The 15,450-nt window shown below is 57.6% G+C and carries 14 protein-coding genes, 1 tRNA gene and 1 pseudogene; 11 read left to right on the top strand and 5 right to left on the bottom strand.

The window, feature by feature from the left end:
- Positions 1 to 15 precede the first annotated feature (15 nt).
- From CAI21_RS01240 to CAI21_RS01250, 3 genes and pseudogenes are all read right to left on the bottom strand, one after another.
- Positions 16 to 761 (bottom strand): annotated as a pseudogene (locus CAI21_RS01240) (HesA/MoeB/ThiF family protein).
- 4 nt (positions 762 to 765) lie between these two features.
- A complete protein-coding gene (gene prmC, locus CAI21_RS01245; protein WP_258867925.1) occupies positions 766 to 1,659 on the bottom strand; it encodes a peptide chain release factor N(5)-glutamine methyltransferase in 894 nt (297 codons plus the stop codon).
- A 6-nt stretch (positions 1,660 to 1,665) separates the two neighbouring features.
- Positions 1,666 to 1,935, bottom strand: coding sequence for a Trm112 family protein (locus CAI21_RS01250; RefSeq protein ID WP_116300608.1), 270 nt, complete (start codon positions 1,933 to 1,935; stop codon positions 1,666 to 1,668).
- 345 nt (positions 1,936 to 2,280) lie between these two features.
- Between CAI21_RS01250 and clpX the strand changes: the two genes are divergently transcribed.
- From clpX to dksA, 3 genes are all read left to right on the top strand, one after another.
- Complete coding sequence (gene clpX / locus CAI21_RS01255) at positions 2,281 to 3,543, top strand: ATP-dependent Clp protease ATP-binding subunit ClpX (protein ID WP_116300609.1); 1,263 nt, start codon at positions 2,281 to 2,283, stop codon at positions 3,541 to 3,543.
- 262 nt (positions 3,544 to 3,805) lie between these two features.
- Positions 3,806 to 4,879: a 3-deoxy-7-phosphoheptulonate synthase gene (locus CAI21_RS01260; RefSeq protein ID WP_116300610.1), complete on the top strand. Its 1,074-nt coding sequence runs from the start codon at positions 3,806 to 3,808 to the stop codon at positions 4,877 to 4,879.
- Positions 4,880 to 5,163: 284 nt separating this feature from the next.
- A complete protein-coding gene (gene dksA / locus CAI21_RS01265; protein ID WP_116300807.1) occupies positions 5,164 to 5,595 on the top strand; it encodes an RNA polymerase-binding protein DksA in 432 nt (143 codons plus the stop codon).
- Between the two features lie 228 nt (positions 5,596 to 5,823).
- Here the strand turns inward: dksA and prfA are convergent, their stop codons facing one another.
- Positions 5,824 to 6,909 carry a peptide chain release factor 1 gene (gene prfA / locus CAI21_RS01270; RefSeq protein WP_116300611.1) on the bottom strand — a complete coding sequence of 362 codons (1,086 nt, stop codon included), beginning with the start codon at positions 6,907 to 6,909 and terminating at the stop codon, positions 5,824 to 5,826.
- Complete coding sequence (gene hemA / locus CAI21_RS01275; protein ID WP_404840843.1) at positions 6,906 to 8,120, bottom strand: glutamyl-tRNA reductase; 1,215 nt, start codon at positions 8,118 to 8,120, stop codon at positions 6,906 to 6,908. Before hemA ends, prfA begins: the two co-directional genes overlap by 4 nt.
- 506 nt (positions 8,121 to 8,626) lie before the next feature.
- Between hemA and CAI21_RS01280 the strand changes: the two genes are divergently transcribed.
- The 8 genes from CAI21_RS01280 (at position 8,627) to ychF (ending at position 15,424) form a co-directional block, all read left to right on the top strand.
- Positions 8,627 to 10,366 carry a tetratricopeptide repeat protein gene (locus CAI21_RS01280; protein WP_181919206.1) on the top strand — a complete coding sequence of 580 codons (1,740 nt, stop codon included), beginning with the start codon at positions 8,627 to 8,629 and terminating at the stop codon, positions 10,364 to 10,366.
- A complete protein-coding gene (lolB, locus tag CAI21_RS01285) occupies positions 10,366 to 10,959 on the top strand; it encodes a lipoprotein insertase outer membrane protein LolB (RefSeq protein WP_116300614.1) in 594 nt (197 codons plus the stop codon). The genes CAI21_RS01280 and lolB overlap by 1 nt, the downstream gene beginning before the upstream one ends.
- Positions 10,956 to 11,810, top strand: a complete 855-nt coding sequence (gene ispE / locus CAI21_RS01290; protein WP_116300615.1) for a 4-(cytidine 5'-diphospho)-2-C-methyl-D-erythritol kinase — start codon at positions 10,956 to 10,958, stop codon at positions 11,808 to 11,810. Before lolB ends, ispE begins: the two co-directional genes overlap by 4 nt.
- A 32-nt stretch (positions 11,811 to 11,842) precedes the next feature.
- A tRNA-Gln gene (locus tag CAI21_RS01295) sits at positions 11,843 to 11,917 on the top strand.
- Between the two features lie 82 nt (positions 11,918 to 11,999).
- Entirely contained in the window at positions 12,000 to 12,938 is a 939-nt protein-coding gene (locus CAI21_RS01300) for a ribose-phosphate diphosphokinase (RefSeq protein ID WP_116300616.1), read from the top strand.
- Positions 12,939 to 13,047: 109 nt separating this feature from the next.
- A complete protein-coding gene (locus tag CAI21_RS01305; protein WP_116300617.1) occupies positions 13,048 to 13,659 on the top strand; it encodes a 50S ribosomal protein L25/general stress protein Ctc in 612 nt (203 codons plus the stop codon).
- 26 nt (positions 13,660 to 13,685) lie between these two features.
- Complete coding sequence (gene pth, locus CAI21_RS01310) at positions 13,686 to 14,276, top strand: aminoacyl-tRNA hydrolase (protein WP_116300618.1); 591 nt, start codon at positions 13,686 to 13,688, stop codon at positions 14,274 to 14,276.
- 56 nt (positions 14,277 to 14,332) lie between these two features.
- A complete protein-coding gene (ychF, locus tag CAI21_RS01315; protein WP_116300619.1) occupies positions 14,333 to 15,424 on the top strand; it encodes a redox-regulated ATPase YchF in 1,092 nt (363 codons plus the stop codon).
- Positions 15,425 to 15,450 lie beyond the last annotated feature (26 nt).

Raw genomic sequence — 15,450 nt, forward strand, 5'->3', positions numbered from 1 at the left:
TCGCAGAGCGCGGGCTTAGTGTCGGGCGCAGACTGGGCAGTTAGGGTCTTTGGGAATCCGCAAGGATCGCCAGCTGCTCTGGGTAGCGTCGAAGACGAGCAGTTTGCTGTCGGACGGCGTGCCGCAGCCACTAAGTATCTTGATGGCTTCCAGCGCTTGCAGGCTGCCGATAATGCCTGGTAAAGGGGAGAGAATGCCTGTTTCGCTGCACGTCTCGGCGACATCTTCGCTAGCGGGAAATAGACAATGATAGCAGGGCTGACCGGGGCGATCGGCGCGGAAAACGGCCAATTGGCCTTCCATGCGAATAACGGCGCCGGAGACGAGCGGAGTGCCACTGGCTACACAGGCGGCATTGACCGCATGGCGGGTTTGGAAATTATCGCACCCATCGATCACTAGATCGACGTCGGCAAGGTGCCGTTCTAGCTTTGCTTCGTCCAAGCGCTCGGCTAGAGTCTCGATGCCGACATCCGGATTGATGCTACGGATCGCCTCCGCGGCCGACTCCACCTTTAATCGCCCGATATCCTGGGTGCCATGGGCGATTTGACGTTGTAGATTGCTTAAATCGACGCGATCGAAATCGGCCAGAACGAGGCGGCCGACACCGGCTGCGGCGAGATAAAGCGCAACCGGCGATCCAAGCCCCCCACTCCTACTAACAGCACGCGTGCGTTCAGCAGCCGCTGTTGGCCTTCGATGTCGAATTCCGGCAGCATAATCTGGCGGCTGTAGCGAAGTAATTGTTCGTCTTCCATTGGTTTAGCGGTGCGTAACGTCCGGACGATGAGTGTTTGGTAAACGGCCGCGGCTTACCCGCTCGTGACCATTTAGATCCCTTATGGTAACGACCTGTTCGAAGCCCGCCAGGGTTAGCAGCTGGCGAACCGCGGCACCTTGTCGATAACCATGTTCTAACAAAAGTGCGCCATGTGGCGTGAGATAGTTCGGAGCAGCTTGAATAATCGTGCGCAAATCGGCAAGTCCGGCGTCTTCGGAGAGTAAAGCCGTGGCTGGTTCGAAGCGGCAGTCGCCTCGATACGGCTCCGGCTCTTCCGCTCCAATATACGGCGGATTGCTGACGATCACGTGTAAGCGCTCGCCAACTAACGGGGCGAACCAGTCTCCCTGGCGAAGATCGACGTTGCTAAATCCGAGCCTGTCACGATTGTCGCGGGCTACGGCTAACGCACCGGCGCTATTGTCTACGGCTATGACGTTCGCTTGCGGACGTTCGCTTGCAATGGCCAGTGCGATCGCGCCGCTACCGGTGCCGAGATCGGCTACTTTTACCGCAGCCTGGGAAGGTAACAGCACGAGCGCCTGTTCGACCAGCAGCTCGGTTTCCGGGCGTGGAATCAGCGTGTCGGGCGTCACGCGCAACGGTAAAGACCAAAACTCCTGCGCCCCGATCAAATAGGCGACCGGCTGTCCGCTATGACGCTGCTCGACCAGTGCCGTGAACGCCTCTTGCGTCGCCGTGTCTAATGCCCGCTCTGGCCAAGTATAAAGGAAGCTACGATTCACCTTGAGGCAGTGGCAGAGCAACACCTCGGCATCCAAACGCGCAGAGTCGGAAAGCCCGTACAAGCACTGCTCGCCCCAGGCAAGCGCTGCGGCCAGGGTCGCCAGCGGCGGCGGATGCGGCTGGGTCACTGCTACTTACTTCGCGTTGTCAAGCACTTGGCCTGGAATCGCTTTGTCTTCTAGCATGATTGGAATTCCATCGTCCACTCGGTAGATCCGTTCACCGTTTTCGGTAATCAGAGCCTCTTTCAAAGGCGCTTCTACCGGGGTATCGTCAAAGTAAAGTGTGCCGCCTTGCGCGATCGCATCGTTTAACCGTTTTAGCTGTTCCTTACGAAGCAGCTGCACGGAAGCGCCGGTAGCGGGGCAGCAGAGTATGTCGAGGAGCTTGTGGTCGATAGCCATGAACATTCCCTCAAATGGTTTGCCAACTATATCACCTGCTGACAGATTGGTTCTTGCGCTAGAAGCAAGATCTACAGCATTTTTACAGCTATATATAAAGAACGAGCGCATGAGTGCCGCTGTATTGGTTAAGGAACGACTCCCTCGTGATACTCGTCCGGAAATATAGAGACGAGGCATGATAGAAGCGTCCGCTGTTTCTAACAAAGCCGATTCCGCGCTTCCGGGTCGGTGCAACACGGGAAACCAGGAAAGGATACCCGTCTCTTCGCCGTAAAGGGTCTGCCGGATGGTTAGATGCCGTCCGTCATGGAAGAGCAGCCCGCACGGTAACGGAGGTGAGCCATGAGCCGCAAAGATTACCATGATCCCGGCCAACAAGACGGTGATTCCTTGTTTTGTTCGTTTTGTGGCAAAGCAGAGGAGCAAGTCGGTACTTTGATCGCCGGCCCGTCCGCATTTATTTGCGATAGCTGTGTAGAGGATTGCAATCGGCTCATGCTGGAAGAGTTCTCTGTACCGCCGCGAGAACTACTTAAAGAGTTGCCGAAGCCGCGCGAGATCCACAACTTCTTGGACGGCTACGTCGTTGGCCAAGAGCAAGCGAAGCGTACCCTCGCGGTTGCTGTTTATAACCATTACAAGCGCCTGGCCCACAACCAGAGCATCGACCCGGTCGAGATCAGCAAAAGCAATGTGATGTTGATCGGGCCCAGCGGTTCGGGGAAAACATTACTGGCCGAGACCATGGCGCGGATGTTGGACGTTCCTTTTGCAGTGGTCGATGCCACCAGCCTGACAGAAGCCGGTTATGTCGGCGAAGACGTTGAGACGGTTGTGCAAAAGCTTCTGCAGGCATGCGACTACGACGCTGAAAAAGCGGGGCGGGGGATTGTCTATATCGACGAGATCGACAAGCTGGCCCGGCGTTCGCAGAACCCTAGCCATGGTCGGGACGTGTCCGGGGAGGGGGTGCAGCAGGCCTTGTTAAAGCTTATGGAAGGCACGGTTGTGACCTTGCAAGGGCGAGGCGGCCGGCGCCAGATGCAGCAGGAGCAGGTGCAAATCAACACGCGCGATATCCTCTTTATCTGCGGCGGCGCCTTTGCCGGCCTCGATAAAGTGGTCGCGGGCCGTACCACGCCGCGCGGTATCGGTTTCGGGGCGACGGTCTCTGCCCAGCAGAATGCGGAGTTTGCGAAGTCGCTCGCAGTCGACGATTTGATCAAGTTCGGCCTGATTCCGGAGTTTGTCGGTCGTTTGCCTGTGATTGCCGTCCTCGACGAGCTTGACGAGGCTGCGCTGGTCGGCATTCTCACGGAACCGAAAAACGCGTTGGTGCGGCAATATGCGGAGTTGTTCGGTCTGGACGATTGCGCATTGGAAATCGAGGCGGAAGCGTTGGCGGCGATCGCACGCGAAGCCATTGCGCGGGGAACCGGTGCTCGCGGCTTACGGGCGGTCTTGGAGCGCGTGCTGCTTGAGCCGATGTATCGGGTGCCGGCGGCGGGAGATGTCCAGGCTGTCGTGATCGATGCAGAGTGCGTCAACGGCAAACCTGCCCAGTATCGCTATGTGAGCCAACCGCAGAGAGTTGCACAGAACTAATTCCGCTACAGGCGGTCTAAGGGCGGGAATGCCATATTAGGCCACGGTTTTTAGGTCGTCGCAAAGCGGATGTCTGAGGCTTGGCGAGGCTGGTAGCGAGTGGCTCCAGCTCTGAATAAGGCGTTGTTCAGTATTTGCTGAAGTTGCTATGAGCTGAGGCCAAGCCGAAATGGCTTGGCCTTCTTGTTTACAGCGGGCTAAGATGATTTCTTAGAGAGATTCGGTTATTACTGTCCCGCCGTAGAACGATGTGTCGTGAGTTATGTCAGAAAAGTCGGTTGATAATACTAATGTCCTGTCGCAAGAGCTGTTGCCGACGCCGCAGGAAGTGAAACAGAAGTTGCCCTTAAGCGAGAAAGCGCGGGCGACTGTCGTCGAAGGTCGTCGCACCGTGGAGGCCATCCTCGATGGTCGGGATCCGCGGTTGTTGGTCGTTGTCGGTCCTTGTTCGATTCATGACCTAAAGGCTGCGCGCGAGTATGCGGCTCGTTTGAAGCGCCTGCGGGAAGAGTTGCGCGACGAACTCTATATCGTGATGCGAGTATATTTTGAGAAGCCGCGGACCACCGTCGGTTGGAAAGGGCTGATCAATGACCCGCGGATGGACGATTCCTTCCATATTGAGGAAGGTTTGCACGTGGCGCGAGGTCTCCTTCTAGAGTTGGCGGAGATGGGCTTGCCGACCGCGACCGAAGCGTTGGACCCTATCTCGCCGCAGTATTTGCAAGATCTTATTACCTGGACTGCAATCGGCGCTCGTACCACCGAGTCGCAGACCCACCGCGAGATGGCAAGCGGTTTATCGACGCCGGTCGGTTTCAAAAATGGGACTGACGGCAGCTTAACGGTGGCGATCAATGCCTTGCACTCCGCAGCCACTCCGCATAACTTTTTGGGGATCGATCAAAACGGGCGTTGTGCGGTTATTCGCACTGCCGGTAACCGGTACGGCCATGTGGTCCTGCGGGGCGGCGAGAAGCCGAACTACGACTCGGTGAGTATCGCCTTGTGCGAGAAAGAGCTGGCTGCTGCCGGTTTGCGGACGAAGCTCGTTGTCGATTGCAGCCATGCCAACTCGAACAAGGATCCGGCATTACAGCCGTTAGTATTCGATAATCTGGTAAATCAGATCTTAGAAGGCAATCAGTCGATCGTTGGCGTTATGCTGGAGAGTAACCTCGGTTGGGGAAACCAGAAATTGACGGCCGATAAAGCAGATCTCGAGTATGGCGTCTCGATTACCGATGCCTGTATCGACTGGGATACGACAGATCGTGCTTTGCGCGATGCCGCCGCAAAGTTGAAGCAGGTATTGGCGAAGCGAGTGGCTTGTTAGTCGGCATTAGGAGGTCCAGGCGGGTGGTGTCGGGCCTCATTAATGATGTTTTGCAAGAAGTAGCTTGAATTTTTAGAGCGCGGTCACAAAGTTTTTGGCTGCTTTCCAGCAGGCTTTACGGACGTGCCGGAAAGTGTTTTTGTTATACCAACACGCGGATCAAAGCTGCATGCCGATTAGGAATGGCGAGGCATTGTGTGTCTCCACAAGGAATCATGAAAGCCGTGTCGCAGCTTGGGAGGCCAGGTGCTTGGAGGAGGCCTGGTTAGATGGAGGAAAAGACCATGTCCAATAAACATGTTTTGCCGGTAAAGGGCTTTGAGCCGTATAAGGAAAGCGAGGGCGAGGAGTACATGAGCAGGGCTCAGCTGGAGCATTTCAGCGAGCTTTTGCTGGCTTGGAAGCGGCAGTTGCAAGAAGAAGTCGAGCGCACTGTGCATCACATGCGCGACGATGCATACAACTACGCCGACCCCGCCGACCGAGCGACTCAGGAAGAGGAATTCGCCCTTGAGCTGCGTGCGCGTGATCGTGAGCGCAAGCTGATTCGGAAGATCGACCAGACACTGGAGAAGATTCGTAAGGACGATTACGGCTACTGCGAGATGTGCGGGGTTGAAATCGGCTTGCGGCGTCTGGAGGCGCGGCCAACGGCGACGCTTTGCATCGATTGCAAAACGCTCGAAGAAATTCGCGAGAAACAGCGCGTTGCTTAATGGCGTTTCAGACGAGTCTAATAAAAAAGCCTGCTTTAAGCAGGCTTTTTATTGTTTATCGCGCTTTACTTTAGTGAGGGGATTAGTTTCCGCTGTTGGCGGTTCAGTGTGGTGCGCGCTTCGCACGGCTTAATGCATCGCTACCGGCAGTAGCGATAAAGATAAGCACATTCTCGCCAAAGCGTGATGAACCCCTTTTATTGGACGCGTCCGTATGTAGGGCAACGCTTATTGATCGGCCAAAGCTGCTAGCTGGTCCGCCTGATATTCGTTGACCAACGGGTCGATGACCTGATCTAAGTTGCCTTGTAATATTTCGTCGAGCTTATACAGCGTCAGGTTGATGCGATGATCCGTTACGCGGCCTTGCGGAAAGTTGTAGGTTCGTATGCGTTCGGAGCGGTCGCCGCTACCCACTAGCAGACGCCGTTGCGCCGTTTGCTCCGCGGCCTGCTTTTCTTGCTCGGACGATAACAGCTTGGCCTGTAGCAGGCTCAGCGCTTTGGCTCGGTTCTTGTGTTGCGAGCGCTCGTCCTGACATTCCACAACGATGCCGGACGGCAAGTGGGTGATCCGAATGGCCGAGTCCGTCTTGTTTACGTGCTGACCGCCAGCCCCCGACGCCCGGAACGTATCGACCTTCAGGTCGCTGGGGTTGATGTCGATCTCTTCCACCGCTTCCACTTCCGGCAACACGGCTACCGTGCAGGCAGAGGTGTGAATGCGACCCTGGGACTCGGTTTCGGGTACACGTTGAACCCGATGGGCGCCGGATTCGAATTTCAACCTCGAATAAGCGCCTTGGCCGATAATGCGGGCAATGACCTCCTTAAAACCGCCATGCTCGCCGCCGCTTTCGCTGATCATTTCGATCTGCCAGCGCTGTTGTTCGGCGTAGCGGCTATACATGCGGAATAGATCGCCGGCGAATAAAGCCGCCTCGTCGCCGCCGGTGCCGGCGCGAATTTCCAGGAAGATGTTGCGCTCGTCGTTAGGGTCCGTTGGGAGGAGCAGGATTTGCAGTTCGCGCTCCCGCTCCGCTAAAGCATCTTCAACCGCAGCCAGCTCTTCTTCCGCCATAGTGCGTATATCCGGGTCGTTATCGGCCCGCATGGCTTCGGCATTTGTTCGACGCTCCTCGTAATCCCGGTAGTTGCGCAGCGCCTCGACGACGGGCTCAAGGCGGGCATACTCCTTCGACAAACTCGTAAAACGTGTCTGGTCGCTAATAATATCCGGTTGCGCCAACAGCGCACCGACTTCCTCGAAGCGTTCTTCGAGCTGGTTTAGTTTGTTGCGTATAGAAGCCTTCACGGCGTTAACTCGTCCTCGTCGCTGATATCGAGCAGGCGTTTGGCTGCTTTAATGCCATTGTCGTCGCCGGTAGCGGCGATTTCCCGCAACCCTTTGGTGGGGGCGTGGAGTAGGGTGTTGGTCAGGGTATGCGCTAAATACTGCAATACTTCGACGGCATCGTCGCCGGCTTCCAAGCGTCGTTGCGCGCGTGCAAGGAGTTCGTCGCGCTGACGCTCGGCACGACTGCGCAATTGCTTGATCGGCGGGACGGCCTCTAGCGAACGTACCCAGCCCATGAACTGCTCGACCTGCTCGGCGACGATTTCTTCCGCTTGCTCTGCCGCTGCTTGTCGCGAGCGAAGATTATCCTCGATGACCTCGCGAAGATCGTCGACGGTATAAAGGTAGGCATCGTTTAGTTTGCCGACTTCGGCTTCAATATCCCTTGGCACGGCCATGTCTACCATGAAAATGGGCCTGTGTTTGCGTTGCTTGAGCGCGCGCTCCACGCTGCCTTTTCCAATGATCGGTAACGGACTCGCGGTCGAGGCGATTATGATATCGCTACGATGCAAATGGCCAGGGATCTCGCTGAGCGTAATCGCTTCCGCGTCATGGGGGGCTGCGACGGATTGCGCGCGCTCCAATGTGCGATTGGCTACCAGCATGTGGCCGACGCCTTGCTGCCGTAGGTGGCGGGCAGTCAGCTCGATGGTTTCCCCGGCGCCTATCAGTAAAGCTGTGCTCCGGTTTAACTCGCCGAAGATTTGGCGCGCTAAACTCACCGCTGCAAACGCTACCGATACCGGATTGGCGCCAATGGCCGTTTGGGTGCGGACTTGTTTGGCAACCGCGAACGCATGTTGGAAGGCGCGATCGAGTAAGTGCCCTAAAGTGCCGCCGGATACCGCACAGTTATAGGCCAGTTTCGCTTGGCCGAGAATTTGCGGCTCGCCGAGGATCATCGAATCGAGCCCGGCGCAAACGCGTAATAAATGGCGTAGCGCCTCGCCACCTTGATAGCAAAACAAATGAGGCTTGAGTTTTTCGAAGCGGATGCCCTTATGTTGGCAGAACCACCGTATGAGTGCGTCCTGGTCCGGCGTGTTGGCCAGCGATACATAGAGCTCCGTCCGGTTGCAGGTGGAAATAACCACTGCTTCGGAAACACCCAGTTGCTCTTTTAATTCGCGCAGGCTGGCAGGCAAGGTTTCCATGGAGAAAACCATGCGTTCGCGAACCTCAAGGGGCGCGGTGTTATGACTGAGTCCTACGGTAAAAAGAGGCATTGGTGTCCAGGCGGTTTAGATTGGGCCGATTTTAGAGGTACCGCGCATAAATACAAGCTAATGGATTAAGCTAATCGTTTCTACACGCCGCTATCGGTATAGTAGCGGAAAGGAATTTTGCGCCGCTTGATATAAGTTGGCAACGCCGCCTGCTATAACCATACCCGCGTTGGGCGGATGCTGTCGCGGCGGTGTTCGGCAGTTCACGACGAAAACGTCGAATAATCCCCCGGGGGTCTCGGTGGGCTTTGTGTGCGCTGCAACGCAAGGAAATCGCTCAGCGTTTCCTTGCGTTGCCCGTTTGCCGTCAGTGGTCTGAGCACGTCGCAAATCCGGGACTAATATCGGCCAGGATGCGGAAGGCTCCAGGGCCGCTGATCGGAAAACGTTCGCTATTGTACCGAAAGGTTGCCGCTTTTTCTGCGGCAAGTTGGAGAATAAGGCAGATGTGTCGCAGTTTCTTGCTCGTACTGCTAGGCCTGATGGTGGCTGCCTGCGCCAGTGTCCCGCCGCAGCCCGAGGTTTCGGAAGACCGAGAGGTTTTTGAGGGCCGGTATGAGTTGTTGGCGCAAGAGCTGGAAATTGTGGAGTTGGAAGACGACGACAACCCATTAAGCGAGCTCTACTACCACTTACTCGTCGCTGAGTTGTCGGTTCAACTGGACGATGCCGGGCAGGCGCTGGATAGTTATCTGGCCGCGATGCGTATGGCCGACGATGTCCGGGTTGCCGAGCGCGCAGCGCGGCTGGCGCTCTATGAGCGTCGTAACAACGACGGCTTAGAGGCTGCGCAACGTTGGCTGGCGTTGGCGCCAGCCAGCCCCGAGGCGCACCAGGCGGTGGGGCTGTTCGAGTTACGGCATGGCAATCGAGACGCAGCGCTAGAGCATTTTCAGGTGTTGCTGGACGATCCGCTGATCGGTCCGGAGGAGGCTTTGGCCCGGCTTGGGGTGGCGTTGAGTCAGGAGCCCGATCGCGAAGCAGGCTTAGCCGTGCTGGAGACAATTGTCGCCGAGCGTCCTGCAGAAGCTCATGCTCAGTATGTCTTAGCGCAAGTGGCGGCCCAGGTAGGTCGTACGGACGTGGCCTTGCTCGCTGCTCAGCGCGCGAGCCTGTTAGAGCCGGAGTGGCGGGCGCCTTACTTGCTAAACATCCGTATCCAATTACAAGAGGGCGAAACGAAAGCGGCGCTTGATTTACTGGAGAAAGTGCTGGCGAATCGGCCGGAAGACTACGAGTTACGCCTTTATTACGCGCGCACGTTGCTGAACATGGAGAGAACGGCGTCGGCTCTGGGGCAGTTCGAGTTGTTGTTGCAGGAGCGCCCCCGCGATCCGCAGATTTTGTACGGCGCTGCGTTACTCGCTGTCGAGCTGGAGCGCGTCGAGCAGGCCCGTCGTTATTTGCTGCGTTTGATCAATGTCGGCGAGCGTTTGGATGACGCCTACTTTTATCTTGGGCGCCTTGCCGAGGGCGAAGGCGATTATAACGGCGCAATCCGCTGGTACGGTGAGGCGGGCGGCGACCGGCTGGTCGAGGCCCAGTTTCGAATTGCCTTATTGTTGGTTGAGCGCGGCGAGGTCCGGGCAGCCAGGCAGCGGCTCGCACGTTTTCGCCGCGAGCATCCGGAAGAGGCGTTGCGAGCCTATGTGATGGAGGCCGAACTGGTTCGGCAGGTCGGGCAGCCGGATCAGGCTTTGGTTCTGCTCAGCCGAGCTTTGGGCGAGTGGCCCGATGCGGTGGAGTTGTTGTACAGCAGAGCATTGGTTAACGTTGAGTTAGATCGCTTGCTCGCCGCTGAGCGGGATTTGCGAGCCATTATCCGCCAGCGCCCCGATCATGCCCATGCCTTGAATGCGCTAGGCTATACCCTTGTCGATCGCACCGAACGCTACCAGGAGGGGTATGAACTGATTCGGCGGGCCCATGCGTTGAAGCCGACCAATCCGGCCATCATGGATAGCTTGGGGTGGGCCTACTATCGCCTGGGCGATGCGGCAAAGGCGCTGGAATATATAGAACAGGCCTATCAACGTCATCCTGACCCCGAAATCGCCGCCCACTTAGCGAAGATCTTGTGGGCACTGGGAGAGTACGAAGAAGCGTTGCAAGTCTTCTCCGAGGCGTGGGAGGCCGATCCCGAACACCCTGCGCTGCTACGTGCGCAACAATTTTTGAGTGAGTAATGTTTCGTCGTTTATCGCTTTTACTATTGTTGGCGTTCTTGCTGAGCGCCTGCGCCACAATGGCGCCTGGCCCCGTCGTCGAGCAGGATTACGACGAGCGGGCAGAAGTGTTACGCACCTTGCCCGGCTGGAGCTTGAGCGGACGGGCGGCGATCCGTACCGCGGCCGATTCCGGCACGGTTAGTTTGGATTGGCGGCAGGAGGGCGAGCAGTACTCGGTCGCCTTGCGTGCACCTTGGGGAGCAGGGCAGGTCCAGGTCGATGGTACGCCGGGGTGGGTGCGTTTGCGTACCAGCGAAGGCGTCGACGATTATGCGGCGGCCCCCGGTGAGCTTTTGGCTTACTACACCGGTTTCGACCTCCCGCTAGAGTCCTTACGGTTTTGGTTGCTCGGTATCCCCGACCCGGGCACGGAAGCGAGCTATAACCTGGATGAGCTGGGGCTGGTGGACGAGTTGCGCCAGCACGGCTGGGTGATTGACTATCGGCGCTATCAAACCGTCGGCACCTACGTCCTGCCGCGCACCGTGTTTATGCGGGGAGACGGAATTGAGGTGCGGGTTGCGGTGCAAGCCTGGGAGATCGCGCCATGAGTGTCGCTATCGAGTGGCCGGCACCGGCCAAGCTGAATTTGTTTCTTCACGTTCTGGGGCGGCGCGACGATGGCTACCACGAGCTACAGACCGTGTTCCAGCTGCTCGATTATGGCGACAGCCTTCGGTTCGACGTCCGCCGCGACGGACGCATTCAACGCAAGCCGGCCCGGCCGATTGCGCCCGAGCAAGATCTCTGCGTGCGTGCCGCAAGCTTGCTGCAAGAGGCCAGCGGAACGACGCTCGGTGCCGACATAGCCTTGCACAAGCGCTTACCGATGGGTGGCGGGGTAGGCGGCGGCAGCAGTAATGCGGCAACGGTGCTGGTTGCGCTGAACACGCTCTGGCAAACAGGCTTGACGGAGGACGAACTGGCCGAACTCGGGTTGCGGTTAGGGGCCGATGTGCCGGTTTTCGTTCGTGGTCGCAGTGCCTGGGCCGAAGGGGTCGGCGAGCGGCTTGCGCCGGTAAGTCTTGATTCTTCATGGTTTTTAGTGCTTCATCCCGGTTGCAAAATAAGCACTCGGCAAATCTTTTGCACGCCGGAATTGACAAGAAATTCTCCGAGTATCACAATGTCGGCCTTTCGCGCGGGCCAGGCGCGTAATGATTGCGAGCCGGTGGTGCGGTCGCTCTACCCTGAGGTGGCGCGGGCGCTCGATTGGTTAGCAGGCTTCGGCCAAGCGCGCCTAACCGGTACGGGCGCTTGCCTCTTCGCCGAATTCGACGATGAGGCACAAGCACGAGAGGTGCTTGCAAGTGTGCCCAAACCGTGGCAAGGTTTCGTTGCCCGGGGCGTAGACGAATCACCGCTACGCTCACGCGTGAAAGCAGCGACCGCTGCCGCATAGTGATAGGCGAGCTGATCATAAAGTCAGACAACTGGGGTGTCGCCAAGTGGTAAGGCACGGGATTTTGATTCCCGCATGCGCAGGTTCGAATCCTGCCACCCCAGCCATTTCCCTGCCGCGCCTGGATCTGTTATCGAGTCCTCACACTGCAAATAAATGAATGGGTAAGCCGTGACCGATAATGGACGCATGATGGTGTTTGCGGGTAACGCAAACCCGCAATTGGCCGAGGCAATTGCCGATCATCTCAAAACCCGGCTTGGGCATGCCGTTGTAGGCCGTTTTAGCGACGGCGAAGTGATGGTCGAAGTCGACGAACACGTTCGCGGCAAGGACGTTTTCATCGTTCAACCCACTTGCGCTCCGACCAACGATAACTTAATGGAATTGTTGGTTATTGCAGATGCCCTGCGGCGCTCTTCCGCCGCTCGCTTGACCGCTGTTATCCCCTATTTCGGTTATGCCCGACAGGATCGCCGGCCGCGTTCGCAGCGGGTGCCGATTACGGCCAAGCTGGTTGCCGATATGATCTCCGCGGCCGGTATTAACCGGGTGCTGACCGTCGACCTGCATGCCGACCAGATTCAGGGCTTTTTCAATGTGCCGGTGGACAACGTCTATGCTTCCCCGGTGCTGCTTGGCGATATCTGGCGCCAGTTATATCCGAACAAGATTGTCGTATCGCCCGACGTCGGCGGCGTAGTGCGCGCGCGCGCCATCGCCAAGCGTTTGGACGATGCCGACTTAGCTATTATCGATAAGCGCCGCCCGCGCGCTAACGAAGCCAAGGTAATGAATATCATCGGCGATGTTCGGGATAAGACTTGCATCATCGTCGACGACTTAGTAGACACCGCAGGCACCTTGTGCGAAGCCGCCAAAGCTTTGAAAGACAAGGGGGCCGCCAAGGTCGTTGCCTATATCACCCACCCGGTGTTGTCCGGGAAGGCGATCGAGCGAATTTCCGATTCGCACCTTGATGAATTAGTGGTGACCAACACGATCCCGCTGCGGCCCGAAGCGAAGGCTTGCCCGCGGATTAGGCAGCTAAGCATTGCCGCCGTGTTGGCCGAAACGATTCGACGTATTAGTAACGACGAATCGGTAAGCGAGCTGTTTATCGAATAAGAACCGTAGGGCGTTGGCGTGGTGCCGATGCGCTCGGTTTTTCGGAGCATCGCCCTTGGTCGCGGGGGCGATGTTTTTGCCGTTGTAACGGCCTTTTTTGGAGTACGACATGACTATCGAATTGAAACTCGATGCGGAAAAGCGCACGGATCTGGGGAAAGGTGCGAGCCGCCGCCTGCGCCGTGCGAAGAAAATTCCCGCCATCCTCTACGGCGGTAAGAAAAAGCCGGTTTCCTTGACGGTGCCGGAGCAGCAGTTGCTGCGTTTGCTGGAAGAAGAAGCCTTCTATTCGCAGATCATTACCGTCGACATTGAGGGTAAGAGCGAGAAGGCTATCCTGAAAGACTTGCAGCGTCATCCGTACAAGCCGCTGGTTCAGCACATGGACTTGCAGCGTGTCTTGGCCGGCACCAAGCTGACCAGCCACGTACCGCTGCATTTCCTCAACGAAGAAGCGCCGAAGAAAGCCGGCGGCGTTCTGCATCACGACATGATCGAAGTCGAGATCGAGTGTCTGCCGAAGGATTTGCCGCCGTTTATCGAGGTCGACTGCGCTGCGCTGAAGCCGGGCACCTCCCTGCACCTGTCCGATCTTAAGCTGCCGAAGGGTGTGAGCATTCCTGCGCTGGCGCAAGGTCCGGAGCATGACGTGGCCGTCGTCTCCGTCAGCGGAGCGGGCGCCAGCGGCTCTGCCGAAGGCGAAGAGGGCGAAGAGGCCTAAGGTCTCGAAGGTCGGGGTAGTCGAGGATGGCGGCAGCAGCACCGATAGCGCTGATCGTAGGCCTGGGCAACCCCGGCGATCGCTACACGCAGACCCGTCATAACGCAGGGTTCTGGTTCGTTGAGGAACTAGCCCGGCGGTATGGCGGGTCTTTCCGTTCGGAAGCCAAGTTTCAAGGCGAAACCGCGCGGATTGTCGTCGGCGGGCAGGACTGCCACTTACTCAAGCCGATGACGTTTATGAATCGCAGCGGGGCTTCGGTTGCTGCCTTGGCGCGCTTTTACCGCATTCCACCGGAGCAGATTCTCATCGCCCATGACGAAATCGATTTGCCGCCTGGGCAGGTGAAAATGAAACTCAGCGGCGGTCATGGCGGTCATAACGGCTTGAGAGACATCATACAGGTGTTGGGGAGTCGCGATTTCTGGCGCTTGCGTATCGGGGTCGGCCACCCTGGGCAGAAAGAGCAGGTAGTCGGCTATGTGCTGGGGCGGGCGAGTGCGGCCGAACAGCCGTTGATCGATACGTGCAACGACCTGGCTGCCGATCAAGCCGAGCGTTTGCTGGCCGGCGATTTCGAGCGCGCGATGCAGACCTTGCACAGCCATAAAGCTTAAAGCCTCTCCCGCGCCACACCCAACTTCCGCTATTTACACAGTGACAGGATTCCACCATGGGCTTTAAATGCGGTATCGTCGGTTTGCCGAACGTCGGTAAATCCACGCTTTTCAATGCCTTGACGAAGGCCGAGATTCCCGCCGAAAACTACCCTTTCTGCACCATCGACCCGAACGTGGGGATGGTGGCCGTTCCCGATCTGCGGCTACAGGCGCTGGCAGAGATTGTGAAGCCTGAAAAGGTCGTGCCCACCACGATGGAGTTCGTCGATATTGCCGGTTTGGTGGCGGGCGCTTCAAAGGGCGAGGGCTTGGGTAATCAATTCCTGGCGCATATCCGCGAGACGGATGCCATCGGCCAGGTGGTGCGTTGCTTCGAGGATGACGACGTTCATCATGTCAACGGCCAGGTCGATCCGTTGGCGGACGCCGAAACGATTAACACCGAGCTGGCCTTGGCGGATTTGGATTCGGTTGAGCGCGCGCTGCAGCGGGTGGAGAAGCAAACCAAGTCCGGCGACAAGGTCGCGTTAGCTAAGCGTGATTTGCTCAAGAAGGTGCGCGAGCACCTGGATACGGGGCAGGCTCTACGGTCGATGGATTTAAGCGACGAGGAAGCCGCTCAGCTGCGCGATCTACATCTTTTAACGATCAAGCCGCTGATGTACATCGCCAATGTGGCTGAAGACGGTTTTCGGAATAACCCGCTGCTCGACAAAGTCGCCGAGATGGCGGAGCAGGAGGGGGCGGAAGTCGTTGCCGTCTGTGCGGCCATCGAGGCGGAGCTGGCCGCGCTGGAGCCTGAGGATCAGCAAGAGTTTCTGAAAGAGTACGGTTTAGACGAACCGGGCTTGAATCGCGTGATTCGCACCGGTTACAAGCTGCTCGGTTTGCAGACCTACTTTACCGCCGGAGTGAAAGAAGTGCGGGCCTGGACCGTTACGGCCGGCTCCACCGCACCGCAAGCCGCCGGTCGCATCCATACCGACTTTGAGCGCGGTTTTATTCGTGCTGAGACGATGGCGTACGATGACTTTATCGCCTACAAAGGCGAGCAGGGCTGTAAGGAGGCCGGCAAGCTGCGGCTGGAGGGTAAGGAGTACATCGTTCAGGAAGGCGACATAATGCACTTCCGCTTTAATGTCTAAAAAGGCGAAAGATGTAGCGGTTGGGC

The organism is Alkalilimnicola ehrlichii (genome assembly GCF_003399765.1).
Lineage (GTDB): Bacteria > Pseudomonadota > Gammaproteobacteria > Nitrococcales > AK92 > AK92.